Origin of the sequence: Flavobacterium sp. JAS, from assembly GCF_020991455.1 — a bacterium.
Taxonomy (GTDB): domain Bacteria; phylum Bacteroidota; class Bacteroidia; order Flavobacteriales; family Flavobacteriaceae; genus Flavobacterium.
On the sequence record NZ_JAJMOX010000006.1, the window covers coordinates 120,286 to 141,702 of the forward strand.

Here is a 21,417-nt window from a genome sequence, read left to right on the forward strand (position 1 = left end):
AAAGGTAAATTGTGAAAAATATTGGGATTACACTAAAAATGTTCCGCTAGGAACAATTGGTTGGTAACTAAGAACTAACACCCGTAATAATGTTCCATAGGAACATCTGAACGTTAAAATTAAAACACACCAAAAATGAATCAAAACCTCATAAGAACATTTTTCATTTTACTCATCACTTCTTTCTGTACAAACATTTCGGCACAATCCAATCATGTTTTGTGGTACAATCAACCTGCCGAATATTTTGAAGAAAGCTTAGTTTTAGGAAACGGAAAAATGGGAGCAACCGTTTTTGGCGGTGCCAATTCAGATAAAATTTATTTGAACGATGCGACGCTTTGGTCAGGGGAACCCGTAAACTCTAAAATGAATCCGGAAGCTTACAAAAACATTCCCACCATTCGTGAAGCACTCAAAAACGAAAACTATAAACTGGCTGAAGAATTAAATAAAAAAATAGAAGGTAAAAACTCCGAATCATTTGCTCCTTTAGGAACGTTAGAAATTAATAATTCCGAAAAAGGGAAAGCGGTAAATTACCATCGCGAACTGGATATTTCGAATGCAATATCAAAAGTAAGTTACGAAATGGCTGGTATAAAATATACCCGTGAATATTTTGTTTCGGCTCCGGATCAAATTATGGTCATCAAATTGACAAGCGATCATAAAGGGGCTTTAAATTTTGATATTAATTTAAGGAGCTTACTAAAATCAAATGTTGAAGTAAGAAATAATATTTTGGGAATGACTGGTTCTGCGCCAATTCATGAAAATCCGGGATATACTGTTTTACCAAAATATCTTGACATAAAAGAAAGAGGAACAAGATTTACCACTTTAGTCCAAATCAAAAAAACGGACGGAAAAATTACAAGTTTCGGACAAACATTAACCTTAAAAGATGCGACAGAAGCTATTATTTATGTTTCTGTTGCAACAAGCTTTAATGGTTTTGACAAAAATCCAGCAACAGAAGGCTTAGACGACGTAGCAATTGCATTGCAAAACCTGAACAAGTCATTTGCAAAACCATTCGATCAATTAAAAGAATCTCATATTGCCGATTATCAAAAATTCTACAATCGTGTTACTTTAGATTTAGGCAAAACAACCGCACCGGATTTACCAACAAATGAACGTTTACTAAGATATGCTGACGGTAAAGAAGATAAAAACTTAGAAATCTTATACTTCAATTTCGGGCGTTATTTGCTGATAAGCAGTTCCAGAACAATGGGCGTTCCGGCAAATTTACAAGGAATTTGGAATCCGTATCTAAATCCGCCATGGAGTAGTAATTACACGATGAATATCAATCTGGAAGAAAACTATTGGCTGGCAGAAAACACCAATCTTTCAGAAATGCATTTGCCGCTTTTATCTTTTATTAAAAATCTTTCAGTAACGGGAAAAGTTACAGCAAAGACTTTTTACGGAGTCAATGAAGGTTGGGCATCAGCACATAATTCTGATATTTGGGCAATGACAAATCCGGTTGGACAATTTGGAAAAGAAGATCCAAGTTGGGCTTGCTGGCCATTATCCGGAGCTTGGTTAAGCACGCATATTTGGGAGCATTATGTTTTTAGCCAAGACAAAAATTATCTGAAAAATGAAGGATATCCAATTATGAAAGGAGCTTCGCAATTCTTTTTAGGATGGATGATTTTAGATAAAAACGGAAATTTAATTACATCGCCATCAACTTCACCAGAGAATAAATATATTGCACCGGACGGTTTTATTGGAGCAACAATGTATGGCGGAACCGCAGATTTGGCAATGATTAGAGAATGTTTTGAGAAGACGATCAAAGCCTCAGAAGTTTTGAATATCGATGCTGATTTCAGAGGAAAACTTCAAGCGGCACTTTCTAAATTTCATCCGTATCAAATAGGTAAAAAAGGAAATTTACAGGAATGGTATTTCGACTGGAATGACGAAGATCCAAAACACCGTCACCAATCGCATTTATTTGGGCTTTTTCCAGGCGATCATATTGCACCATTACAAACGCTGGATTTAGCCGAAGCAGCTAAGAAAACACTCGAAATAAAAGGGGATGAAACAACTGGATGGTCAAAAGGATGGAGAATTAATCTTTGGGCAAGACTTTGGGATGGAAATCGCGCTTATAAAATGTTCCGTGAATTATTAAGATATGTCGATCCTGACGGAAAGAAAACCGAAAAACCAAGAAGAGGTGGAGGAACATATCCGAATTTATTCGACGCACATCCTCCGTTTCAAATCGATGGAAACTTTGGAGGAGCCGCAGCCGTTGCCGAAATGTTGGTACAATCTGACGAAAACGAAATCAGATTATTACCTGCCTTACCAGACGCTTGGGAAACCGGAACTGTAAAAGGAATCTGCGCTCGTGGCGGATTTGAAATCGCAATGAATTGGGAGAATAAAACTTTAAAGAAAGTGACTATTTTTTCAAAACTTGGCGGAAAAACAATCTTGATTAACGGAGATAAAAAACAAAATGTAACCTTGAAAAAAGGCGAAAGTTTAGAAATAAACTGGTAATTCTTTTGAAAACTAATGTCACCCTGAGCGTCCCGACGCTTTGGGCAATGTCATTAAGTTAAGGGAGAGTATATAGTGTTATGGCGAATAAATCTCGCAAAGACGCAAAATCGCAAAGATTTTGTCATTTCGACGAAGGAGAAATCCTCGTAAGTAACTCCGCAACGAAAACCCAATCTTTGTCGAGCTTCTCGCGAGGATTTCTCCTTCGTCGAAATGACAATATTGTGTTTAAGCTTTGCGGTTTTGCGAGATTAAATTTTAGTTTATGAAAGCTTAGCTTAATGACATTGCCCAAAGTGTCGGGATAAAATTTGTCGAATTTATTATTTTTAAGCTCCATAGGAGCGACATATTATATTTTACCTCGCTGGGATTTTATGTTGGTACATTTATAAATTTTCTATAAATATGTTGTCCCGCTGGGACTTAATTATTCGTTTTCTGAAGCTTCTTCCTTTTTAGTTTCCTCTTTAGGTTTATCTGCTTGGCTTTCTTTAAATTCCTCATACCATTTTTCGATTGAAGGATAAATAAAAGCGGCCACTTTTTTGACCGGATTATAGAAAATAGATTTGTCTAAAGTTTCTTTTTTGGCAAAAGTTTCATTGAAGTTTATTTTTTCAAAAAGGGCAATAAAAATACTTAGGATCAGGATTGTTTTTAAGATTCTGAAAAAACCTCCGCCCAGTTTATTCGCCCATCCCAGAAAAGCAAAATCGGCAATTCCGGTAAGGATTTTGGCTAAGAAATAAACACCAATAACCACTAAAATAAAAGTCAGAATAAAAGCCGTAACCTGAATCGTGTTTGGATTCCAGGAAACATGTTTCATGATGATTTCTTTCATGAAAGACGAAAATTTAATGGCAATATAAATTCCCAACAATAAAGAAATAAAAGAAGCCACTTCTACAAAAAGGCCATTTTTAATTCCCTTATATAAACTGTAAGCCAAAAGTGCTCCAAAAAGCATGTCTAAAAAATTCATATTTTCCTTGATTTTATTGAGGCGCAAATATAAAAGAATTATCTGTTTTTTAAGGTTCAGAGATGCAATCCCGAAGTTTCGGGACTAAGGTTTTAATTTCAGATGTTTATTATTGTTCAAAACCAATACATATATAAAAAATAACCAGCGACAATCTGTTAAAACCCGCTTAATCCGTGGGCAATTTCTTCAATATAACAAGGCAAATCTTTAATTTTAGGTCTTTGGATTTGAAGTCCGTATCTTTGCAAACTAAATTTTATGTTTTTTGAACTTATAATTCATAACTCATAATTCACAATTATAAAAATGTCCAGAGATACACAACTAAAAGAGCGATGGGAAAAGCTCGTCGATATACTATCTAATCAATTTTCGCAAGGAGAAGACTTAGATTTAGATGCCATAATTTACCTAATTGGAGTTCAGGAACTCGGAAAAGTACACCGCGAATTCAAGAAAGATGAAAAATTAAACCTGATGCACATCGCTATTTGCCGATTATTGGAACCTTATGGGTTTTATGAATTCGATTTTTTTGATGCTGAAGGATGGCCACATTATAAAGTAAAAGAAGAATTACCGGCACTAAAAGCAGGAGAACAATCGGTTTTAATGAAAGAAGCGATTGTGAATTATTTTTTAGAAAGAGAACTTATTGAGTAAGTATTTTTAGATTTCTAAAAAAATAAAACAGGAAAGAAATGTGTAGATATGCAATGGTCGCTTATAAACCTCATTATGCTTGTTTTAATTGTCGCAAAACATTCAAGAGAAGGTTTATAAATGATATAAAAAGAGGAAGTCAATCCGTTCAGGAAGCAAAATGTCCTGAATGTTCAGAATTGATGGCGAGCATGGGACTTGATTTTGAATCACCAAAAAAGGATGATTTGAAAAAATGGGAACATTTGAAAAGTTTATATTCCGTTGGAATTACTTTTCATTCCTGCGGTTGCAGCGGTCCGGGATATATTCCTAATTCTAAAGAAAAAATGATTCAATATTTCGAGGATTTAAAAACAAACTATCTTAAAAATATTGATTTTTGGAGAACCAGAATAGAACCTGTGACCAAAGTAGAACACGACAAAGACAATCAGAGAAACTGGGGGAAATTAAATGCTATTTCGGCAAACTTTAAAAAAGAGATTGTTAAAAATCAGGATGGAATAGATTTTTGGCTCAAAAAAGTGCAGGAAATAGAAAGCAAAAAAAGTCTGATAAAATAGTTGTGAAGGAATATCACAGCTTGCAAAGGAAACTTTAAATTTTAGACTTTAAACTTGAAACAAATTATGTAAATTTGTATTCTCAATTATTGAAGGAAAATGATAGACAAGATAAAACAGCATATAGAGGAAGCCAAAGCCTTTAATGATAAAAATAAAGAATCCTTAGAGCAATTCCGTATTAAATATTTAGGTAGTAAAGGATTGTTGAAAGATCTTTTTACAGAGTTCAAAAACATTCCAAACGATCAGAAAAAAGACTTTGGACAGGTCATAAATACTTTAAAAGCTGTTGCTGAAGAAAAAGTAAGAGTTATTCAGGAAGAACTGGAAAGTAAAGAAGAAATAAAAGGAGTTTTTGGTGATTTAACTCGTGCGGCAGAACCGGTTATTATTGGTTCTCGTCATCCGATTTCGATAGTTAAAAATCAAATTATAGATATTTTTGCTAATATTGGTTTCAATGTTTCCGAAGGTCCGGAAATCGAAGACGACTGGCATAATTTTACCGCATTGAACTTACCGGAATACCATCCGGCTCGTGATATGCAGGATACATTTTTCATTCAGACCAATCCTGATGTGTTGTTGCGTACGCATACATCATCTGTTCAGGTGCGTTACATGGAAAATCACAAACCGCCAATTCGTACTATTTCTCCGGGACGTGTGTTTCGTAACGAAGCTATTTCGTCACGTTCGCACTGTATTTTCCATCAGGTGGAAGGATTGTACATTGACAAAGACGTTTCGTTTGCCGATTTGAAACAAACATTACTTTATTTTACTAAAGAAATGTTCGGAAAATCGAAGATTCGTTTACGTCCGTCATACTTTCCTTTTACAGAACCAAGTGCCGAAATAGATATTTATTGGGGTTTAAAAACCGAAACCGATTACCGTATCACAAAAGGAACTGGTTGGTTAGAAATTGGAGGTTGCGGAATGGTTGATCCAAATGTTCTTAAAAACTGCGACATCAATCCAGACGAATACAACGGTTTTGCTTTCGGAATGGGAGTAGAGCGTATTGCGATGTTATTGTATCAAATTGGTGATATTCGTATGTTCTACGAAAATGATGTTCGTTTCTTAGAGCAATTTAAAGCAAATATATAATTTAAGTCGAATGTTAAAAGTCGAAAGTCTCAAAGTTTGGGACTTTCGACTTTTCGACTTTATAACTTTTGACACATATGAAAAAAGATATAACAATCCTAGAAGTAGAAAACGTATTTCTTGCCGCTGTTCAGGAATGGAGCGACGATTTTATGGAAAAAGTGTGGTACGCCTATCTTGTAAATGATAGCGACTTTAATCTGGATAGCGTTATGGTAGTTTCAAAAGCATTTGGAACTATTGATGGCGAAATGAAAAAAACATCAGTTTTACGTCATGCCTTTGTTGAAGTTCCGGCAGTTTCAGTAGTGAAAATCGAAATGATCGAAAAAAGTCTTTTGGTTTTGAATAACGAATTCATGGTGACATTCTTCATTGGAAACACTTTATACGACAAGAAATTCATCTTTAAATCAAACCTAATCAACGAAAGCGATACTGAAGAAGTGCCGATTCTTTTTGTTGAGGGCGTAATGGTGAAGTAGTATTTAGATGCAAGATTTTTAGAAGCAAGAAGCAAGATGTTAGATATAAGACTGAATGCTTGAATAAAATATAGAGTTTTGTTTATGATATATAAAAAGAGCCAAGACTAATTGTTGTTAGATCTTGGCTCTTTTTATATTCTCTTATTTATTCTTCTACATCCAGTCTTGCTTCTTGTATCTAACATCTTGCTTCTTGCTCGAAAACAAATTAATCCAATGACTCAGTAAGTTTTTTAAATACAGATTTCGCGTCTTTTCCTTCGTATAAAATCGCGTAAACAGCGTCAATAATTGGCGTTTTGGCACCATAACCCTGATTTAGTTTATAAGCACTTTTAGTAGCATAATAACCTTCGGCAACCATACTCATTTCCATCATCGCACTTTTTACCGTGTACCCTTTTCCAATCATATTTCCGAACATTCTGTTTCTTGAGAATACAGAATATCCTGTAACTAATAAATCGCCCAAATAAGCCGAATCATTGATGTTCCGTTTCATTTTGTGAACCTTTCTAATGAATTTTTTCATCTCGCGGATACCATTACTCATCATAACCGATTGAAAGTTATCTCCATAACCTAAACCGTGAGCAATTCCGGCTGCGATTGCGTAAATGTTTTTAAGCATTGCAGCATATTCAGTACCAATAATATCGTCAGAAATTTTGGCTTTGATATAATTTCCAGAAAGTGTTTTGGCAACAATACGTGCCTTGTCGGGATCACCACATGCAATTGTCAAGTAAGAAAGTCTTTCTAGTGCAACTTCTTCAGCGTGACATGGACCTGTGATAACACCAATATTGTAGTATGGAATATCGTATTGAATGTGAAAATGTTCTCCAACAATTAAACTTGTTTCAGGAACAATACCTTTAATGGCGGAGAAAATGATTTTATCTGCCAATGAAACCGTCATATTTTTTAATTCGGCATCAAGAAAAGCTGATGGAATAGCAAAAATTACATAATCGGCATATTCAATCGCTTCGTTTATATTGTTGGTTAATTTAAGTTTTTTGGTGTCAAATTCAACTGAACTTAAATAGTTTGGATTGTGTTTGTATTTCTGAATGTGCTCGATTGCAGCATCATTACGCATATACCAGGCAATTTCGGATAGATTCACGCATAACATCTTTGCAATTGCCGTAGCCCAGCTTCCTCCTCCAATTACTGCAAATTTTAAATTTTCACTCATTATATTAATAATTTAAAACAAAAGTACTTAATAATGTAGTAATAATACAAAATCTCATTTAAGAAATTTATAAAAGACCTTTAATTACAATGGTTTTCAGGGGTTTTTAAAATAATAAAAAAATATTTTACTATTTACACAATAACGATTGCGTTATTACGTTGTAACTGATTATAAATTAGAATTTTAATGAGTTTAATAAAAATTGAGTTAGTTAGTTTTGTTTTAGTATTTTAAAAAGGCGTTCCTAAAATTTTAAGAACGCCTTTTTTCGTAAATCCCAATTTTTATAAATCCCAAATTCCAATTGCTTGACATTAAGTTTAAATTCCAAAAAAGAAATTCCAAATTCCAATAACACAGTTAAGAGCATTGGAATTTGGAATTTAAAAAATTGGAATTTTATTTATTAGTAGCTTAATTCGACAATCGATTTTACTTTATCTAAAGTTACCAATTGATTTTCGCCTAAACCTTTCCAGCCTCTTTCGTCGAAACGATTCACGATAAAATCAGCGGTTTTGCTGTAATCATCTGTGTATTGCGAAAGTTTAGTATCCATTCCCATAGTATGGAAAAATTCGACCGTTTTGTTGATTGCTTCTTTAGCAACTTCGTCATCAGAACCTTTTAAGTCAAAAATTCTTCTTCCGTATTGTGCCAGTTTTCCTTTTTTAGTTTCAAACATCACATTGTATAAACTTGGTCCTATAATCGCCAAAGTTCTTGCGTGATCAATTCCATACATAGCCGTTAATTCGTGACCAATCATGTGAGTTGCCCAATCAGAAGGAACACCTTTTTGAATTAATCCGTTTAAAGCCATTGTACAACTCCACATAAAATTTGAAGCCAAAGCATAATCTGTTGGATCTTCTACCACTTTTGGACCAACTTCAATTAAGGTTTGTAAAATACCTTCGGCAATTCGGTCTTGTAAATAACCTTCATGCGGATACGTTAAATATTGCTCCATTACGTGTGTGTAAGCATCTACAACACCATTTTGAATTTGTCTTTTTGGCAATGATTGAATAACCGTAGGATCACAAATAGAGAATTTTGGGAATAATGTGCTTCCGCCAAAAGCTAGTTTTTCCTGAGTAGATTTAATCGTAACAACAGAGCCAGAATTCATTTCACTTCCCGTTGCAGGCAAAGTTAAAACAGTTCCAAAAGGCACCGCATTTTCTTTAATCAGGATTCGCTTTTGCAAAATATCAATCGGATTTCCGTTAAAGTTGACAGCTGCCGAAATAAATTTCACACCATCAATAACAGATCCGCCGCCAACAGCCAAAATAAAATCAATTTTTTCAGCTTTAATAACTTCAACAGCTTTCATTAAAGTTTCAAAATGAGGATTTGGTTCAATTCCGCCAAATTCAACAATATCAAAACCTTTTAGATTATTGATTACTTGTTCGTGAACTCCATTTTTAAAAATACTTCCACCACCATAAGCCAATAGAATTTTAGCATCTTTTGGTACTAAAGTCGAAAGTTTTTCAATTTGTCCTTTTCCGAAGATTAAGTTCGTCGGATTGTATAATTCAAAGTTTAGCATTTTTTTTATTTTTAAGGTTCTTAGCCACTAAGGCACTAAGTCGCTAAGTTTTTTTTAAGTTTCTGAGATACTAAGTTGCTAAGGTTCTAAGTTTTTTAATCCTGGCAACTCGATATCTTTTTTATTAATTTTTTTTAAGGTTCTGAGGCGTTAAGGGACTAAGGGTCTAAGTTTTTTTAAAAAGGCGTTAACCTTAGCAACTTAGAACCTTAGCACCTTAGTATCTTTAATTCAATTTTTGCAATAATTTACCTGCTACCAATTTAGACGAAGCTGGGTTTTGTCCTGTAATTAAAAGTCCGTCTTCAACGGCATAAGGTTGCCAGTTTGGACCTTTAGAGAATTTAGCACCATTTTGTATTAAAGTATCTTCCAGTAAAAACGGAACAACTTTAGTTAAACCTACCGCTTCTTCCTCTTCATTTGTAAATCCGGTTACTTTTTTGCCTTTTACTAAAAATTCACCATTAACTTTTACGTTTTTCAAAACTGCCGGAGCATGACAAACAAAAGCTACCGGTTTTTTGTGCGTGTAGAAAGATTCAATTAAAGCTATTGAATTTTTATCTTCGACTAAATCCCAAAGTGGACCGTGACCTCCCGGATAAAAAACTGCGTCATAATCTTTTTGATTAATAGTCGAAAGTTTATGAGTGTTTTTTAATTTTTCCTGTAATGTTTTATCAGCATCAAAACGTTTTGTGTCTTCAGTTGCTGATGCCGGATCATTACTTTTTGGATCAATTGGTGGCTGACCTCCAAGTGGCGATGCAATGGTAATTTCGATTCCCTGATCTAATAGTTCATAATAAGGTGCAGCAAATTCTTCTGACCAAAATCCCGTTTTTTCTCCTGTATTGCCCAGCTTATCGTTACTGGTTACAACAAATAATACTTTTTTCATACCTTTTTTTGTTGATTTTTGAGCTATAGCTGATGTGCTAAAAGCTGAGAATGCTATAATCGTAAGTAATGCTATTTTTTTCATAAGTTTAAATTTTCATCAAATTTACGCCTAAAGTGATATCAGTAAAAATAAAATAAACTATGTTTGTTATAAATATATTTATGTCATGGTAAATCTCGAATGGTACAGAACATTTAAGGCGGTTTATAAAAACAGAAATTTTTCAGTAGCTGCCAAAGAGTTATTTATGAGCCAGCCTGCTGTAAGTCAGCAGATATCAATGCTGGAAGCTCATGTTGGGAATAAATTATTTAATCGAAAGTCAAAAGGCGTAGAACCAACAGAATACGCTAAGTTACTCAATAATTTAATTATTGATGCATTGGATCGACTGGAGAATGTCGAAAGCACTTTTAGGGCAAAGACTCAGGATTCTAATCGTTTAATATCCGTTGGAATTTCAAAAAATCTCTTCGCCAGTGTCGGGAGTGTTTTAATCTCTAAGTTTGATTTTATCGATTTTACTTTTGCAGACAGCGATTCACTTTTTGCTTTGGTCGATGCCAAAAAACTCGATTTTGCGATTGTCACCAAACGATTTGACACGTTTGATACGATCTATGAAATTGTCGGAAAAATTAAATTGGTAATGGTTGCGCCAATGAATTTAGACGCAACAGAATTCCGTCAGAAATTGAAAGCAGATAATTTTGTTGAAGTTGAACAATGGCTAAACGAGCAAAAATGGTATTGTCATGATGCCAGGATTTCGCATAATAAAATATTTTGGCTGCATGCTTTCAATAAAAAGCGACCATCGATGGTGCCTAATTATATTATCCCATCTGAATCTGAAATGCTCGAATTGCTTTCTAAAAATTCCGGAGTTGCTATAACATGGAATTGTAATGCACGAAAATATATTAAAGAGAATAAATTGCAATTATTATGGAACAGTTTTCATGTACCGGAGGAATTTGTATATTTATTAACGGCTAAAAACAACAATCTAAGTTCCTTTTTTGATAGTATTTCTAAAGAGTTGAAGTTGTTTTTAGGGAATAGATTATAATTTTTTTGTTGCGATTTTTTTCGCCATGAATTCCACAAATTTTCACTAATTATACATTTCGCTGAGCAAAAAAATTCGTGCTAATTCGTGAAATTCGTGGCAAACCCTTTTTTTACTATGGAAAATTTTCAAAATATAAGAATCGCTGTTGATGCTATTGTTTTTGGTTATAAAAACAATAGTTTGTACGTGCTTTTAATAGAACAGCAATTTGGCTCAGCCGATAAATATTGGGCTTTGCCGGGCGGTTTAGTGAAAAATGACGAATCTTTAAGCGATGCGGTTATAAGAGAGTTGCACGAAGAAACCAATGTGCAGTTGACTTTTATGGAACAGCTTTACACTTTTGGCGATGATATTTACAGAGATTCAAGAAACCGCGTAATTTCGATTGCGTATTATGCTTTAGTCGACGCTTCAAATTTGGAGATAAAAGCAGATACTGATGCCGAAAGAGTACAATGGTGTAAAATTGATGAAATTCCTTCTTTGGCATTCGATCATAATTTAATCCTTGAAAAAGCAATCTTAAGACTAAAAGCAAAACTCACTTATGAACCTATCGGATTCGATTTGCTTCCGGAAGAATTCTTATTTTCTGATCTCGAAAATCTTTATTGTACCATTTTAGAGAAAGAAATTGACAGACGAAATTTTAGAAAAAAAATTCTCAGTTATGGATTTTTAGAAGAAACTGAAAAATTTTCACCTATAAAAAGTGGACGTCCAGCTAAATTATTTCGATTTAATAAACTGAAATACAGTGAATTAATTGAAAAAGGCTTTCATTTTGAAATAAAGTTTGCGTAATTTTTACACAAAATAAGTTGTTTATTTAAAATTTAATTCTACATTTGCGTATAATTAACGCAAACTATAAAACTATGATACTTAACCTAGACCCAAAATTCGCTCCTTTTCAAAATCAGGAACAAATCAATTTTCAAAGTTTTACTTTCTCTGGCGGAGAACCACACATTAAAATCGATCCAAACTTTGATCACAATGAGAAAGTAACCATCACACACCGTTTAAATTCATTCAATGATTTGGGTTTATTGTGTATCACGGTAGATGCTTTACGCAGAATGGATGTTAAAGTAATCGATCTTTTTATTCCGTATTTCCCGGCAGCAAGACAAGATCGTGTGATGATTAAAGGAGAATCTCTTTCTGTAAAAGTATATGCAGATATCATCAACGGACTTCAATTAAATAAAGTTTTTGTTTTTGATGCACATTCTGAGGTTACTCCGGCTTTAGTTAATAATTGTGAGGTGATTCCGAATCATACTTTTATTCAAGAAGTTTTAAAAGTAATTGGCGAAAACGTAAAATTGATTTCTCCGGATGGTGGTGCTCTTAAAAAAATCTACAAAGTTTCTGAGTTTTTAGGCGGAGTTGAAGTGGTAGAATGCAGCAAAAGCCGCGATGTAAAAACAGGAAGATTATCTGGTTTTAAAGTTTATGAAGAAGATTTAAACGGAATGGATTGTTTAATTGTAGATGACATTTGCGACGGTGGCGGAACTTTTGTCGGTCTAGCCGAAGAATTAAAAAAGAAAAATGCCGGAAAATTATACTTAGCTGTTAGCCACGGAATTTTCAATAAAGGTTTTGAAGTTTTGAACTGTTTCGATAAAATTTTCACAACCAATTCTGTAAAAGATTTTGAAGGCGAAAGCGTTCAAGTAATCAGCTTAGATAAATTAGTTTAAAGTTTCAGGTTTCACGTTGTTACAGAGAACGTGAAACCTGAAACAAAGAAAAACTGAAACAAAAAACAAAAGCTATTAATCTTTTCAAGTTTAAGATTCCAAGTTTCAAGTTCAGTGTGCAACTTGAAACTTGAAACAAAGAAAACCTGAAACAAAAACTAAAAAATGATGAGTGATTTAAAACCAAGATTTATTGAATCTTTAAAAAGAAACAATGATCAGATTAGAGAAGACAGAGCCAAAACAATTGGTGAAGATTCTGAATTAATTTATAGACGTCGAGTTGAAGATATCGAACTTAAAATAAAAAGACTCGAAAGAGAGCAGGAAGGCCTTATCGATATTAGTCCGCTCGACAAAAATAGTTTGACTTTTGCTGACTTTCAACCGGAAGCATTTGTACAAAAAGATATGGAATTATCATTAACAATCAGAAATTTAAATATTCAGTTTGAAGTGACAAAAAAGAGATTCGAATATTTATTTGGTAAAACATTTTAGTTATGGGAGGTACAAGATATGACTTAGGCGCTCGTTTGAGCAGAGCAAAAGAAGCAGGTTACGGATTTAAATCTGCAAGTGAGATTTTCATGCAAAACCAATTAGGAATGGCACATGAATCTATGAATCCAAACGGTATTACATTTCGTGAAGCCAGAGATTCTGAAGTTCACCCAAATACAGTTCCGATTATTTTAGGATTGGATGTTACGGGAAGTATGGGACATATTCCGCATGAATTGATCAAAGACGGATTACCAAAATTAATGGGCGGAATTATTCAAGGTGGTGTTCCCGATCCGGCACTTTTATTTTTAGGAATTGGAGATCACGAATGCGACAGATTTCCACTTCAGGTTGGACAATTTGAATCTGGCGATGAAGAACTGGATATGTGGTTAACCAGAACTTATATTGAAGGCGGAGGCGGAGGAAACGCTGGAGAAAGTTATCTTTTGGCGTGGTATTTTGCCGCTTTTCATACCAAAACCGATGCTTTCGAAAAAAGAGGTCAAAAAGGATTATTGTTTACCGTTGGTGACGAACCTAATTTGCCAACACTTCCGGCATCTGCCATAAAAGAAATTATGGGTTCAGGACAGCAAACGTATACGCATCTTGAATTATTAAAAGAGGCCCAAAAACGTTACGAAGTGTATCATATCAGCGTATTACATTCTGATCAGGCGGTAAGAGCAAATGTGGCCTGGAAAGAATTATTAGGACAAAATTGTTTATCTATCGAAGATCACAGAGAAATCCCGAATGTGATCAAGAAAATCATCTGTGATAAACATAAAAGTTCTGGTTTAGGAACAATACCAGTTTCTGATACAAACGATACAGGTTTAGATAATATACAAATGCTTTAAATTAAACACATAGAAACATAGGTTTTTGTCTGTGAATAAAAGAAAACAAAAAGAAACTAGTTTCTAACACATAGTTACTATGTGAATTTAAAATAGTGAAACGCCTTTTTTAAGCTTCGGAAGTCTATGATTCTATGTGTTTAAAATAATTGCACAACAGTAAAAAAATGAAAACAGCTCAAATAGTTATAGGTTTAGGATTTGGTGATGAAGGAAAAGGAATTACAACAGATTTTCTGGCGAAGCAAAATCCTGAATCTATAGTTATTCGGTTTTCAGGAGGGCAGCAAGCGGCACATACCGTAATGATAGAGGATAAAAAACACATTCATTCGAGTTTTGCCAGCGGAGCACTTCGCGGTTTGCCTTCTTACTTTAGTGAACATTGCGCAATTCATCCCGTTTTTTTATTTAATGAAAAAGAAGAACTGGAAGCAAAAGGCGGAAATGTTGAACTTCATATTCATCCGTTAGCCAAAATAACCACTCCGTTTGATGTTTGGCAAAACCGAAATAATGTTAGAAACCTGGATCACGGAACTTGCGGAAAAGGTGTTGGAGCCACAATGAAACGTAACGAAGGTCAATACAAACTTTACGCCATAGATTTGATCGCACCTAGACAAATGCTCTTGGCAAAACTGGAAAAGATAGCCTATTACTACGGTTTTTTGAATGAAAGTGAAATCGATGCAGAAGTAGATCATTACTTAGAAATCATTGATAAAATAAAATGGAACATCAGCGATTACAGCTTTTTAGAAAAGTATTCGAACCTGATTTTTGAAGGTAGTCAGGGAATTTTACTCGACATGGATCATGGTGTTTTCCCGAATGTAACCTATGCGAATACAACTTCAAAAAATGCGTATGAAATATGTCAGAAATTAAAAATAGAAGATGTAGAAGTCTATTACGTTACCAGAAGTTATTCAACCCGACATGGAAGTGGATGGATGAGTAATGAAAGAGAATTAAAATTAAAAAATAACGAAGAAGAAACCTGTGTTTTCAACGATTTTCAGAAAGAGTTACGAACCGGTGATTTAGATTATGATCTTTTAAATTATAGTTTAAAGTTGGATGCAGCTTACAGTTTAAACGCAAAAAGAAATTTGGTTGTAACCTGCATGGATCAGATCGAAAAAGAGTATGAATTTGAACATTTAACAACAGAATTCAGAGAAGTCTACGGATCATTTTCACCCGATTCGAAAGATTTTAAACAGATAACTTCTTTGTTTCAATAAATAGAAAAAATGAAATATACGATACAAAATATAGCCTCAGAAAGTAAGTTTTTGTTTTTCTGGGGACATCAGCCCAATAAAGACGGAAGCATTTCTAAAACCTGTTTTAGTCAATGGTGGTTAAGCTCTTTTGAAGTTGATAATGTACTTTACAAAACTGCCGAACATTGGATGATGGCGAAAAAAGCCGAATTATTTAAAGATGATGTTGTTTTAGCAAAAATCCTCAAAGCCAATTCTCCCGCCGAAGCCAAAAAGTTAGGAAGAGAAGTAAAGCATTATAATGAAACGCTTTGGTTGGCTGCCAGATTTGACATTGTAAAAGAAGGTAATTATCATAAGTTCAGTCAGAATCCGGAGTTAAAAACTTTTTTACTAAATACAAATGACAGAGTTATAGTAGAAGCAAGTCCTGTAGATGCAATTTGGGGAATAGGAATGGCTGGTGATCATAAAGATGTTTTGAATCCTGCGAAGTGGAAAGGTTTAAATCTTTTGGGTTTTGCTTTGATGGAAGTTAGGGATGAATTGAAGTAATAGGTTATGAAAATAGAAATTCTCAAAGCCGATATAACAGAAATCCAGGTCGATGCGATTGTAAATGCAGCCAATACTTCTTTACTTGGCGGAGGTGGAGTTGATGGCGCTATTCACAGAAAAGGAGGAAAAGCAATTTTAGACGAATGCATCCAGATTCGAAACAAACAAGGTGGATGCAAAGTTGGAGAAGCAGTCATTACAACAGCAGGTAATTTACTTCCTAAATATGTGATTCATACTGTTGGTCCGGTTTGGAATGGAGATAAAGAAGAAAAAAAGAATTTGCTTGCAGCTTGTTATCAGAACAGTTTAGAACTGGCTGTTGAAAATAACATTAAAACGATAGCTTTTCCAGGTATTAGCACAGGAATTTATCATTTCCCAAAAGATAAAGCAGCAGAAATTGCAATTAAATCAGTTCAAAATTTCGATAAAATTTCAGAAATAGAAAAAGTAATATTTGTTTGTTATGATGATGAAAATTTCAAAATTTATAATGATTTAATAGAAAACGTTTTTGAGTATAAAGTTAAATCAGGATTATTTGGCTTGGCTGTTGGAGATGCTTTGGGTGTTCCTGTAGAGTTTGAGTCAAGATCTTATCTCAAGAAAAATCCTGTTTGTGAAATGATTGGCTTTGGAACACATCATCAGTCAGCGGGAACATGGAGCGATGATAGTTCGCTTGCTTTTTGTTTAGCAGAAAGTTTGAGTAATGGTTATGATTTAAAGGATATAGCGAGGAATTTTGTAAAATGGTATAGCACAGAATTATGGACGCCACATGGACAAGTTTTTGATATTGGAATAGCGACGAGACATGCAATTCAAAATATAGCAAAAGGATATGAGCCTCATTTATGTGGTGGTTTTTATGAAGAAGACAACGGAAATGGTTCTTTGATGAGAATTCTGCCTTTAGTTTTTTATCTGCAAGAAGAAAAGGATATCGAAGTTATTTATAAGAAAGTAAAAGAAGTGTCCTCTATTACTCACGCACATTTTAGATCAGTATTTGCTTGTTTTATTTATGTTGTTTATTGCTTAGAAATTTTAAATAACATTGATAAAATTGAGGCATATAAGAATATGCAAAAGATAGTTTCTGATTTTTTAAGTGATAAGGAATTTAATGCTGTTGAAATCCAATTGTTTGATAGAATCCTGAAAAACAATATAGCTGAATATCCTGAAAATGAAATTCACTCATCCGGCTATGTTCTTCATAGTTTAGAAGCCAGTTTATGGTGTTTTTTGAATTGGAATACTTATGAAGCAACTGTTTTAAAAGCCGTGAATTTAGGAGGAGATACTGATACAACTGCAGCAATTACCGGAGGCTTGGCAGGAATGTATTACGGAATTGACAATATTCCGCAAAAGTGGATTAATGCTTTAGCAAGAAAAAATGATATTGATGATTTGTGCGAAAGACTGTCTTTAAAATTAAAAAAAATGAAATAGACAGTTTATAATTTTTAGAAAGAATAGATCGGAAATAAGAAAGTGTAAACACGAGTTTTTGCTGTTCCATAGGAACATCTCATCGGTAGAAAAATAATTGTCGTGTTGTATTTACGTTCCGTAGGAACGTTTGATTAAAATAAATGAAACACATGAAAGATATTCAATATACAAAAGGAGATGCAACATCTCCTCGATCAGAGATAATAAAGTAATTGTGCATATCTGTAATGATATTGGAGGTTGAGGAAAAGGATTTGTTATGGCCATTTCTAAAAGATGGAAAAAACCAGAAAATCAATATAGAGAATGGTTTAAATCAAAGGATGGTTTTGAATTGGGTAAAGTTCAGTTTGTTCAGGTAGAAGAAGATCTTTGGGTAGCAAATTTAATTGGTCAGCATAAAATCAATAAAGATGAAAACGGAAATGCTCCAATACGATATGATGCCATTGAAGATGGCTTGAAAGAAGTGTCTTCATTCGCAAAAGTAAATAATGCCAGCGTTCATATGCCAAGAATTGGCTGTGGTTTAGCTGGCGGAAAGTGGGAGATGATAGAGCCTATTATTCTCAAAACACTTTCTGAAAATAATATAGAAGTAACAGTTTATGATTTTTAGATAAATCAACTGTTTAAAATTAAAAATAACACAATGAAGATATTGTGTACAATACAAAATGAAAATAGAATTAAAAAAATACGATGAGCAAATTGTAGAATGGCCAAAATCTGGCTATCATATAATGGCTCAACATGACGAGGAAGAAATAATAGTGTATCAATCCTACCGAAAAGAAATAGGCGAATTTGCTGCGAAAAATCAATATTTTGGCGGAGCATTTAGCCTGGACAGAATGACGTGGATCAAACCAAATTTTCTGTGGATGATGTACAGAAACGGTTGGGGAACAAAAGAAGGACAGGAAACGGTACTGGCAATTCACCTTAAAATTTCGGCATTCAATAAATATTTACAAAATGCGGTTTATTCCTCTTATAGTTCTTCGCTCGAAATGAGCCACGAAGAATGGCAAACACAAGTTAAAACATCCTCAGTAAGATTACAATGGGATCCAGATCATGATCCGTATGGGAATAAATTAGAACGAAGAGCTATTCAGATTGGTTTAAGAGATGATTTTATAAAGTCTTTTGCAAAAGAAGACATAGTACTAATCGAAGATATTTCAGAATTTGTAAAAGAACAATATGAATTTGTTCAGAATAAACAATTAGAAAAGCTGATGATTCCTGCTGAAAAACCTTTCCTTTTTAAGGATGAAGAATTGAATAAGAAACTTAAAATCTCAGGAAATCATGGATGAAAAAATAGCAAAAAGCGTAAGCAAGTTTCTGAGTTTGGTTCTCAGACATTCGCCGGAAACCATCGGACTAAAATTAGACGAAAACGGTTGGACAGATGTTGATGAATTAATTGAAAAATGCAATAAAAAGGGAAGTCAAAATCAAATGACTGCTGAACTTTTAGATTACGTTGTAGAAAATAATGATAAAAAACGTTTTGCTTTTAATGAAGATAAAACGAAAATTAGAGCAAGTCAAGGACATTCGATTTCAGTTGAATTAGACCTGGACGAAGCAGAACCTTCGGAGTTTTTATATCACGGAACTGTTGGAAAGTTTTTGGATAGCATTAAAAAAGAAGGTTTACAAAAAATGAGCCGTCAGCATGTGCATCTTTCCAAAGATCTGGAAACGGCAATAAAAGTAGGAAGTAGAAGAGGAGCTGCTCAAATTTTAACTGTTAGAAGTGGTGCAATGCATCGAGATGGATTTAAATTTTATTTGTCGGAGAATAATGTTTGGTTGACAGATAATGTTCCGACAAAATACATAGAGTTTAAATCTTAAAAGAATTCCCACCCAAATTAACAACCAAAAACAACAGTTATGATACTAGAAGCAGCAATAGGCGATGCATACGGTGCAGGTTTTGAATTTCGAGATTTAGATTTTATTTCTCAAAATAACGATCTGACTCAATATCATAAACACGGACTTTATACCGAGATTTATAAAAGATATACAGACGATACTCAAATGGCAATTGCGATTTCCGAATTGTTATTAGAAGATGAAAATTGGAATGAAGTTAAAGTTGCCGATAAGTTTGTTGAAGTATTTCACAGAGATAAAAGGCGTGGATATTCAGATAGAGTTTATAATGCTTTAGACGCCAGTAAAAATGGAGCTGATTTTATCAAAATAATCGATAACGGCAGTAACGGAAACGGTTCTGCAATGCGAGCATATTCTATTGGATATTTAAAAAATATAGACCAATTGATGGAGTTTTGCGAAATTCAGGCAAGGACTTCTCATCTTACCATTGAAGGAATTAGTTGTGCGAAACGTATCGCTTTGGCAGTTCATTATTTTAAATATAATTTGGGTGATGGATCAACTTTGATTCCGTTTTTAAATGAAACGCTGAAGGAAAATGAGAATTATAGAATTACTTCTCCAATTGACATGCACGGTTATCCAACGACACAAGCCGTTATAAAAATTGTATCTGAAGCAACATCAATGAAAGATTGTTTGAAAACAAGTATTGATTATGGCGGAGATACAGATACTGTTGCTGCTTTGTGCATGGCGATTTTAAGTCACAAACAAAATTGTGATAAAGCGTTGCCTTCGTTTTTGTATGAAGAGTTAGAAAACGATAAATTTGGGAAAGACTTTTTGACTAAATTAGATTTAGACTTATCGAATAAGTTTCAATAATTAAGCGAATATCATGAAACGAACATTGGTTATTGGAGATATTCACGGCGGTTTAAAAGCTTTAATTCAATTATTGGATCGAGTTGAAATTAACGAAGATAATCGACTTGTTTTTCTTGGAGATTACGTTGACGGCTGGAGTGAATCCCGACAAGTAATTGATTTTCTTATCGAATTATCTCAAAAACAGGAATGTATTTTTATAAGAGGAAATCATGATGTTTGGTGCCATGAATGGTTGAAGAATGATGACATAAATGATATTTGGTTTTTGCACGGAGGAAAATCTACCATAGAGAGTTATCATGATATTGATCTTTTACAAAAAGAGAAACATCTTCAGTTTTTTGAAAACATGCAGGATTACTTTGTAGATGAAGATAATAATTTGTTTATTCACGCTGGTTTTTCGTCAATGCATGGTCCCGAAAAAGAACATTATGCAAGCAATTTTTCCTGGGACAGAACACTTTGGGAAATGGCTTTGACGATGGATAAAAGAATTCAAAAAGATTCTCTTTCATATCCAAAAAGATTATTGCTTTTTAATGAGATTTACATTGGTCATACGCCAACACTTCATTACAATGTTGAAATTCCAATGCAAGGTTGTAATGTCTGGAATATAGATACCGGAGCGGGTTTTTATGGAAAACTAACTTGTATTGATGTTGAAACAAAAGAGTTTTGGCAAAGTGAGGCAGTGCAAAGTTTTTATCCAAATGAAAAAGGAAGAAATAAATAGAAAGATGAAGAAAATTTTTAGAGCTCCAGAAGAAATTCCTTTACAAAGTGATTTAAAAACAATCTTTTTGGCTGGATCTATAGAAATGGATACGGCGATAAATTGGCAAAAACATTGCGAAGAACTATTGAAAGACAATTATATTATCTTTAACCCAAGAAGAGATCAATGGGACAATAGTTGGTCACAAACAATCGAAAATGAAAATTTTAAAGATCAAGTTGATTGGGAGCTTAACGTATTAGAACAAGCAGACATTATAATTATGTATTTTGCAGGAAATACAATGTCACCAATATCTTTGCTTGAGTTTGGGCTTTATGCTCAATCCAAGAAGATGAAAGTTGTTGTCGAAGAAGATTTTTGGCGCAAAGGTAATATCGACATTGTGTGCGACAGATATACAATAGAACAATTTAAAACACTAGAAGAGTTAATCCTAAATTTACTAA

General features: G+C 33.9%; 21 protein-coding genes and 2 pseudogenes. 19 read left to right on the plus strand and 4 right to left on the minus strand.

Annotation, left to right across the window (positions count from 1 at the left end; genetic code table 11):
* The first annotated feature begins 135 nt into the window (after positions 1-135).
* Entirely contained in the window at positions 136-2,541 is a 2,406-nt protein-coding gene (locus LPB88_RS10020) for a glycoside hydrolase N-terminal domain-containing protein (RefSeq protein ID WP_230715127.1), read from the plus strand.
* Between the two features lie 433 nt (positions 2,542-2,974).
* On the opposite strand, the gene LPB88_RS10025 is transcribed toward LPB88_RS10020, so the two are convergent.
* The gene (locus tag LPB88_RS10025; protein ID WP_230715128.1) at positions 2,975-3,532 is read right to left on the minus strand and encodes a CvpA family protein; all 558 of its coding nucleotides are present in this window, start codon (positions 3,530-3,532) and stop codon (positions 2,975-2,977) included.
* Positions 3,533-3,841: 309 nt separating this feature from the next.
* Between LPB88_RS10025 and LPB88_RS10030 the strand changes: the two genes are divergently transcribed.
* The 4 genes from LPB88_RS10030 (at position 3,842) to LPB88_RS10045 (ending at position 6,368) form a co-directional block, all read left to right on the plus strand.
* Positions 3,842-4,198: a hypothetical protein gene (locus LPB88_RS10030; protein WP_078006785.1), complete on the plus strand. Its 357-nt coding sequence runs from the start codon at positions 3,842-3,844 to the stop codon at positions 4,196-4,198.
* 38 nt (positions 4,199-4,236) lie between these two features.
* Positions 4,237-4,764 carry a hypothetical protein gene (locus LPB88_RS10035; protein WP_230715129.1) on the plus strand — a complete coding sequence of 176 codons (528 nt, stop codon included), beginning with the start codon at positions 4,237-4,239 and terminating at the stop codon, positions 4,762-4,764.
* A 99-nt stretch (positions 4,765-4,863) separates the two neighbouring features.
* The gene (gene pheS, locus LPB88_RS10040) at positions 4,864-5,883 is read left to right on the plus strand and encodes a phenylalanine--tRNA ligase subunit alpha (protein ID WP_140511485.1); all 1,020 of its coding nucleotides are present in this window, start codon (positions 4,864-4,866) and stop codon (positions 5,881-5,883) included.
* Positions 5,884-5,960: 77 nt separating this feature from the next.
* The gene (locus LPB88_RS10045; protein WP_230715130.1) at positions 5,961-6,368 is read left to right on the plus strand and encodes a hypothetical protein; all 408 of its coding nucleotides are present in this window, start codon (positions 5,961-5,963) and stop codon (positions 6,366-6,368) included.
* Between the two features lie 211 nt (positions 6,369-6,579).
* On the opposite strand, the gene LPB88_RS10050 is transcribed toward LPB88_RS10045, so the two are convergent.
* The 3 genes from LPB88_RS10050 to LPB88_RS10060 form a co-directional block, all read right to left on the minus strand.
* Positions 6,580-7,575 carry an NAD(P)H-dependent glycerol-3-phosphate dehydrogenase gene (locus LPB88_RS10050; RefSeq protein WP_230715131.1) on the minus strand — a complete coding sequence of 332 codons (996 nt, stop codon included), beginning with the start codon at positions 7,573-7,575 and terminating at the stop codon, positions 6,580-6,582.
* Between the two features lie 409 nt (positions 7,576-7,984).
* Positions 7,985-9,142, minus strand: coding sequence for an iron-containing alcohol dehydrogenase (locus LPB88_RS10055; RefSeq protein WP_230715132.1), 1,158 nt, complete (start codon positions 9,140-9,142; stop codon positions 7,985-7,987).
* Positions 9,143-9,368: 226 nt separating this feature from the next.
* On the minus strand, positions 9,369-10,130 hold the full coding sequence (locus LPB88_RS10060) for a type 1 glutamine amidotransferase domain-containing protein (protein ID WP_230715134.1): 762 nt from the start codon (positions 10,128-10,130) through the stop codon (positions 9,369-9,371).
* A gap of 85 nt (positions 10,131-10,215) precedes the next feature.
* Between LPB88_RS10060 and LPB88_RS10065 the strand changes: the two genes are divergently transcribed.
* From LPB88_RS10065 to LPB88_RS23805, 14 genes and pseudogenes are all read left to right on the plus strand, one after another.
* On the plus strand, positions 10,216-11,121 hold the full coding sequence (locus LPB88_RS10065; protein WP_230715136.1) for a LysR family transcriptional regulator: 906 nt from the start codon (positions 10,216-10,218) through the stop codon (positions 11,119-11,121).
* A 117-nt stretch (positions 11,122-11,238) separates the two neighbouring features.
* Positions 11,239-11,931, plus strand: a complete 693-nt coding sequence (locus LPB88_RS10070; RefSeq protein WP_230715137.1) for an NUDIX domain-containing protein — start codon at positions 11,239-11,241, stop codon at positions 11,929-11,931.
* Between the two features lie 74 nt (positions 11,932-12,005).
* A complete protein-coding gene (gene prs, locus LPB88_RS10075) occupies positions 12,006-12,839 on the plus strand; it encodes a ribose-phosphate diphosphokinase (RefSeq protein WP_230715139.1) in 834 nt (277 codons plus the stop codon).
* Positions 12,840-13,004: 165 nt separating this feature from the next.
* On the plus strand, positions 13,005-13,340 hold the full coding sequence (locus LPB88_RS10080) for a hypothetical protein (protein WP_230715140.1): 336 nt from the start codon (positions 13,005-13,007) through the stop codon (positions 13,338-13,340).
* Positions 13,341-13,342: 2 nt separating this feature from the next.
* Entirely contained in the window at positions 13,343-14,212 is an 870-nt protein-coding gene (locus LPB88_RS10085; RefSeq protein ID WP_230715141.1) for a hypothetical protein, read from the plus strand.
* 167 nt (positions 14,213-14,379) lie between these two features.
* Positions 14,380-15,462: an adenylosuccinate synthetase gene (locus tag LPB88_RS10090; RefSeq protein WP_230715142.1), complete on the plus strand. Its 1,083-nt coding sequence runs from the start codon at positions 14,380-14,382 to the stop codon at positions 15,460-15,462.
* Between the two features lie 9 nt (positions 15,463-15,471).
* Positions 15,472-15,999, plus strand: a complete 528-nt coding sequence (locus LPB88_RS10095; protein ID WP_230715143.1) for an NADAR family protein — start codon at positions 15,472-15,474, stop codon at positions 15,997-15,999.
* 6 nt (positions 16,000-16,005) lie between these two features.
* The gene (locus LPB88_RS23855; RefSeq protein ID WP_370635829.1) at positions 16,006-17,466 is read left to right on the plus strand and encodes an O-acetyl-ADP-ribose deacetylase; all 1,461 of its coding nucleotides are present in this window, start codon (positions 16,006-16,008) and stop codon (positions 17,464-17,466) included.
* A 152-nt stretch (positions 17,467-17,618) separates the two neighbouring features.
* Positions 17,619-18,088 (plus strand): annotated as a pseudogene (locus LPB88_RS10110) (macro domain-containing protein).
* A 58-nt stretch (positions 18,089-18,146) separates the two neighbouring features.
* Positions 18,147-18,794 carry a DUF4291 domain-containing protein gene (locus LPB88_RS10115; protein WP_230715145.1) on the plus strand — a complete coding sequence of 216 codons (648 nt, stop codon included), beginning with the start codon at positions 18,147-18,149 and terminating at the stop codon, positions 18,792-18,794.
* Entirely contained in the window at positions 18,787-19,341 is a 555-nt protein-coding gene (locus LPB88_RS10120) for an RNA 2'-phosphotransferase (RefSeq protein WP_230715146.1), read from the plus strand. Before LPB88_RS10115 ends, LPB88_RS10120 begins: the two co-directional genes overlap by 8 nt.
* Positions 19,342-19,380: 39 nt before the next feature.
* Positions 19,381-20,220 carry an ADP-ribosylglycohydrolase family protein gene (locus LPB88_RS10125; RefSeq protein WP_230715147.1) on the plus strand — a complete coding sequence of 280 codons (840 nt, stop codon included), beginning with the start codon at positions 19,381-19,383 and terminating at the stop codon, positions 20,218-20,220.
* A 13-nt stretch (positions 20,221-20,233) separates the two neighbouring features.
* Positions 20,234-20,965, plus strand: coding sequence for a metallophosphoesterase family protein (locus tag LPB88_RS10130; protein WP_230715148.1), 732 nt, complete (start codon positions 20,234-20,236; stop codon positions 20,963-20,965).
* 4 nt (positions 20,966-20,969) lie between these two features.
* Positions 20,970-21,317, plus strand: a pseudogene (locus LPB88_RS23805) (nucleoside 2-deoxyribosyltransferase domain-containing protein); the annotation flags it as partial.
* Between the last annotated feature and the right edge of the window lie 100 nt (positions 21,318-21,417).

Bases quoted from the DNA above. Each gene is read 5' to 3' on its own strand.
- pheS (WP_140511485.1), top strand. From the start codon at position 4,864: ATGATAGACAAGATAAAACAGCATATAGAGGAAGCCAAAGCCTTTAAT.
- LPB88_RS10030 (WP_078006785.1), top strand. From the start codon at position 3,842: ATGTCCAGAGATACACAACTAAAAGAGCGATGGGAAAAGCTCGTCGAT.
- LPB88_RS10085 (WP_230715141.1), top strand. From the start codon at position 13,343: ATGGGAGGTACAAGATATGACTTAGGCGCTCGTTTGAGCAGAGCAAAA.
- LPB88_RS10090 (WP_230715142.1), top strand. From the start codon at position 14,380: ATGAAAACAGCTCAAATAGTTATAGGTTTAGGATTTGGTGATGAAGGA.
- LPB88_RS10050 (WP_230715131.1), bottom strand. From the start codon at position 7,575: ATGAGTGAAAATTTAAAATTTGCAGTAATTGGAGGAGGAAGCTGGGCT.
- LPB88_RS10045 (WP_230715130.1), top strand. From the start codon at position 5,961: ATGAAAAAAGATATAACAATCCTAGAAGTAGAAAACGTATTTCTTGCC.
- LPB88_RS10095 (WP_230715143.1), top strand. From the start codon at position 15,472: ATGAAATATACGATACAAAATATAGCCTCAGAAAGTAAGTTTTTGTTT.
- prs (WP_230715139.1), top strand. From the start codon at position 12,006: ATGATACTTAACCTAGACCCAAAATTCGCTCCTTTTCAAAATCAGGAA.
- LPB88_RS10130 (WP_230715148.1), top strand. From the start codon at position 20,234: ATGAAACGAACATTGGTTATTGGAGATATTCACGGCGGTTTAAAAGCT.
- LPB88_RS10120 (WP_230715146.1), top strand. From the start codon at position 18,787: ATGGATGAAAAAATAGCAAAAAGCGTAAGCAAGTTTCTGAGTTTGGTT.
- LPB88_RS10070 (WP_230715137.1), top strand. From the start codon at position 11,239: ATGGAAAATTTTCAAAATATAAGAATCGCTGTTGATGCTATTGTTTTT.
- LPB88_RS10035 (WP_230715129.1), top strand. From the start codon at position 4,237: ATGTGTAGATATGCAATGGTCGCTTATAAACCTCATTATGCTTGTTTT.
- LPB88_RS10080 (WP_230715140.1), top strand. From the start codon at position 13,005: ATGATGAGTGATTTAAAACCAAGATTTATTGAATCTTTAAAAAGAAAC.
- LPB88_RS23855 (WP_370635829.1), top strand. From the start codon at position 16,006: ATGAAAATAGAAATTCTCAAAGCCGATATAACAGAAATCCAGGTCGAT.
- LPB88_RS10115 (WP_230715145.1), top strand. From the start codon at position 18,147: ATGAAAATAGAATTAAAAAAATACGATGAGCAAATTGTAGAATGGCCA.
- LPB88_RS10060 (WP_230715134.1), bottom strand. From the start codon at position 10,130: ATGAAAAAAATAGCATTACTTACGATTATAGCATTCTCAGCTTTTAGC.
- LPB88_RS10125 (WP_230715147.1), top strand. From the start codon at position 19,381: ATGATACTAGAAGCAGCAATAGGCGATGCATACGGTGCAGGTTTTGAA.
- LPB88_RS10020 (WP_230715127.1), top strand. From the start codon at position 136: ATGAATCAAAACCTCATAAGAACATTTTTCATTTTACTCATCACTTCT.
- LPB88_RS10065 (WP_230715136.1), top strand. From the start codon at position 10,216: ATGGTAAATCTCGAATGGTACAGAACATTTAAGGCGGTTTATAAAAAC.
- LPB88_RS10025 (WP_230715128.1), bottom strand. From the start codon at position 3,532: ATGAATTTTTTAGACATGCTTTTTGGAGCACTTTTGGCTTACAGTTTA.
- LPB88_RS10055 (WP_230715132.1), bottom strand. From the start codon at position 9,142: ATGCTAAACTTTGAATTATACAATCCGACGAACTTAATCTTCGGAAAA.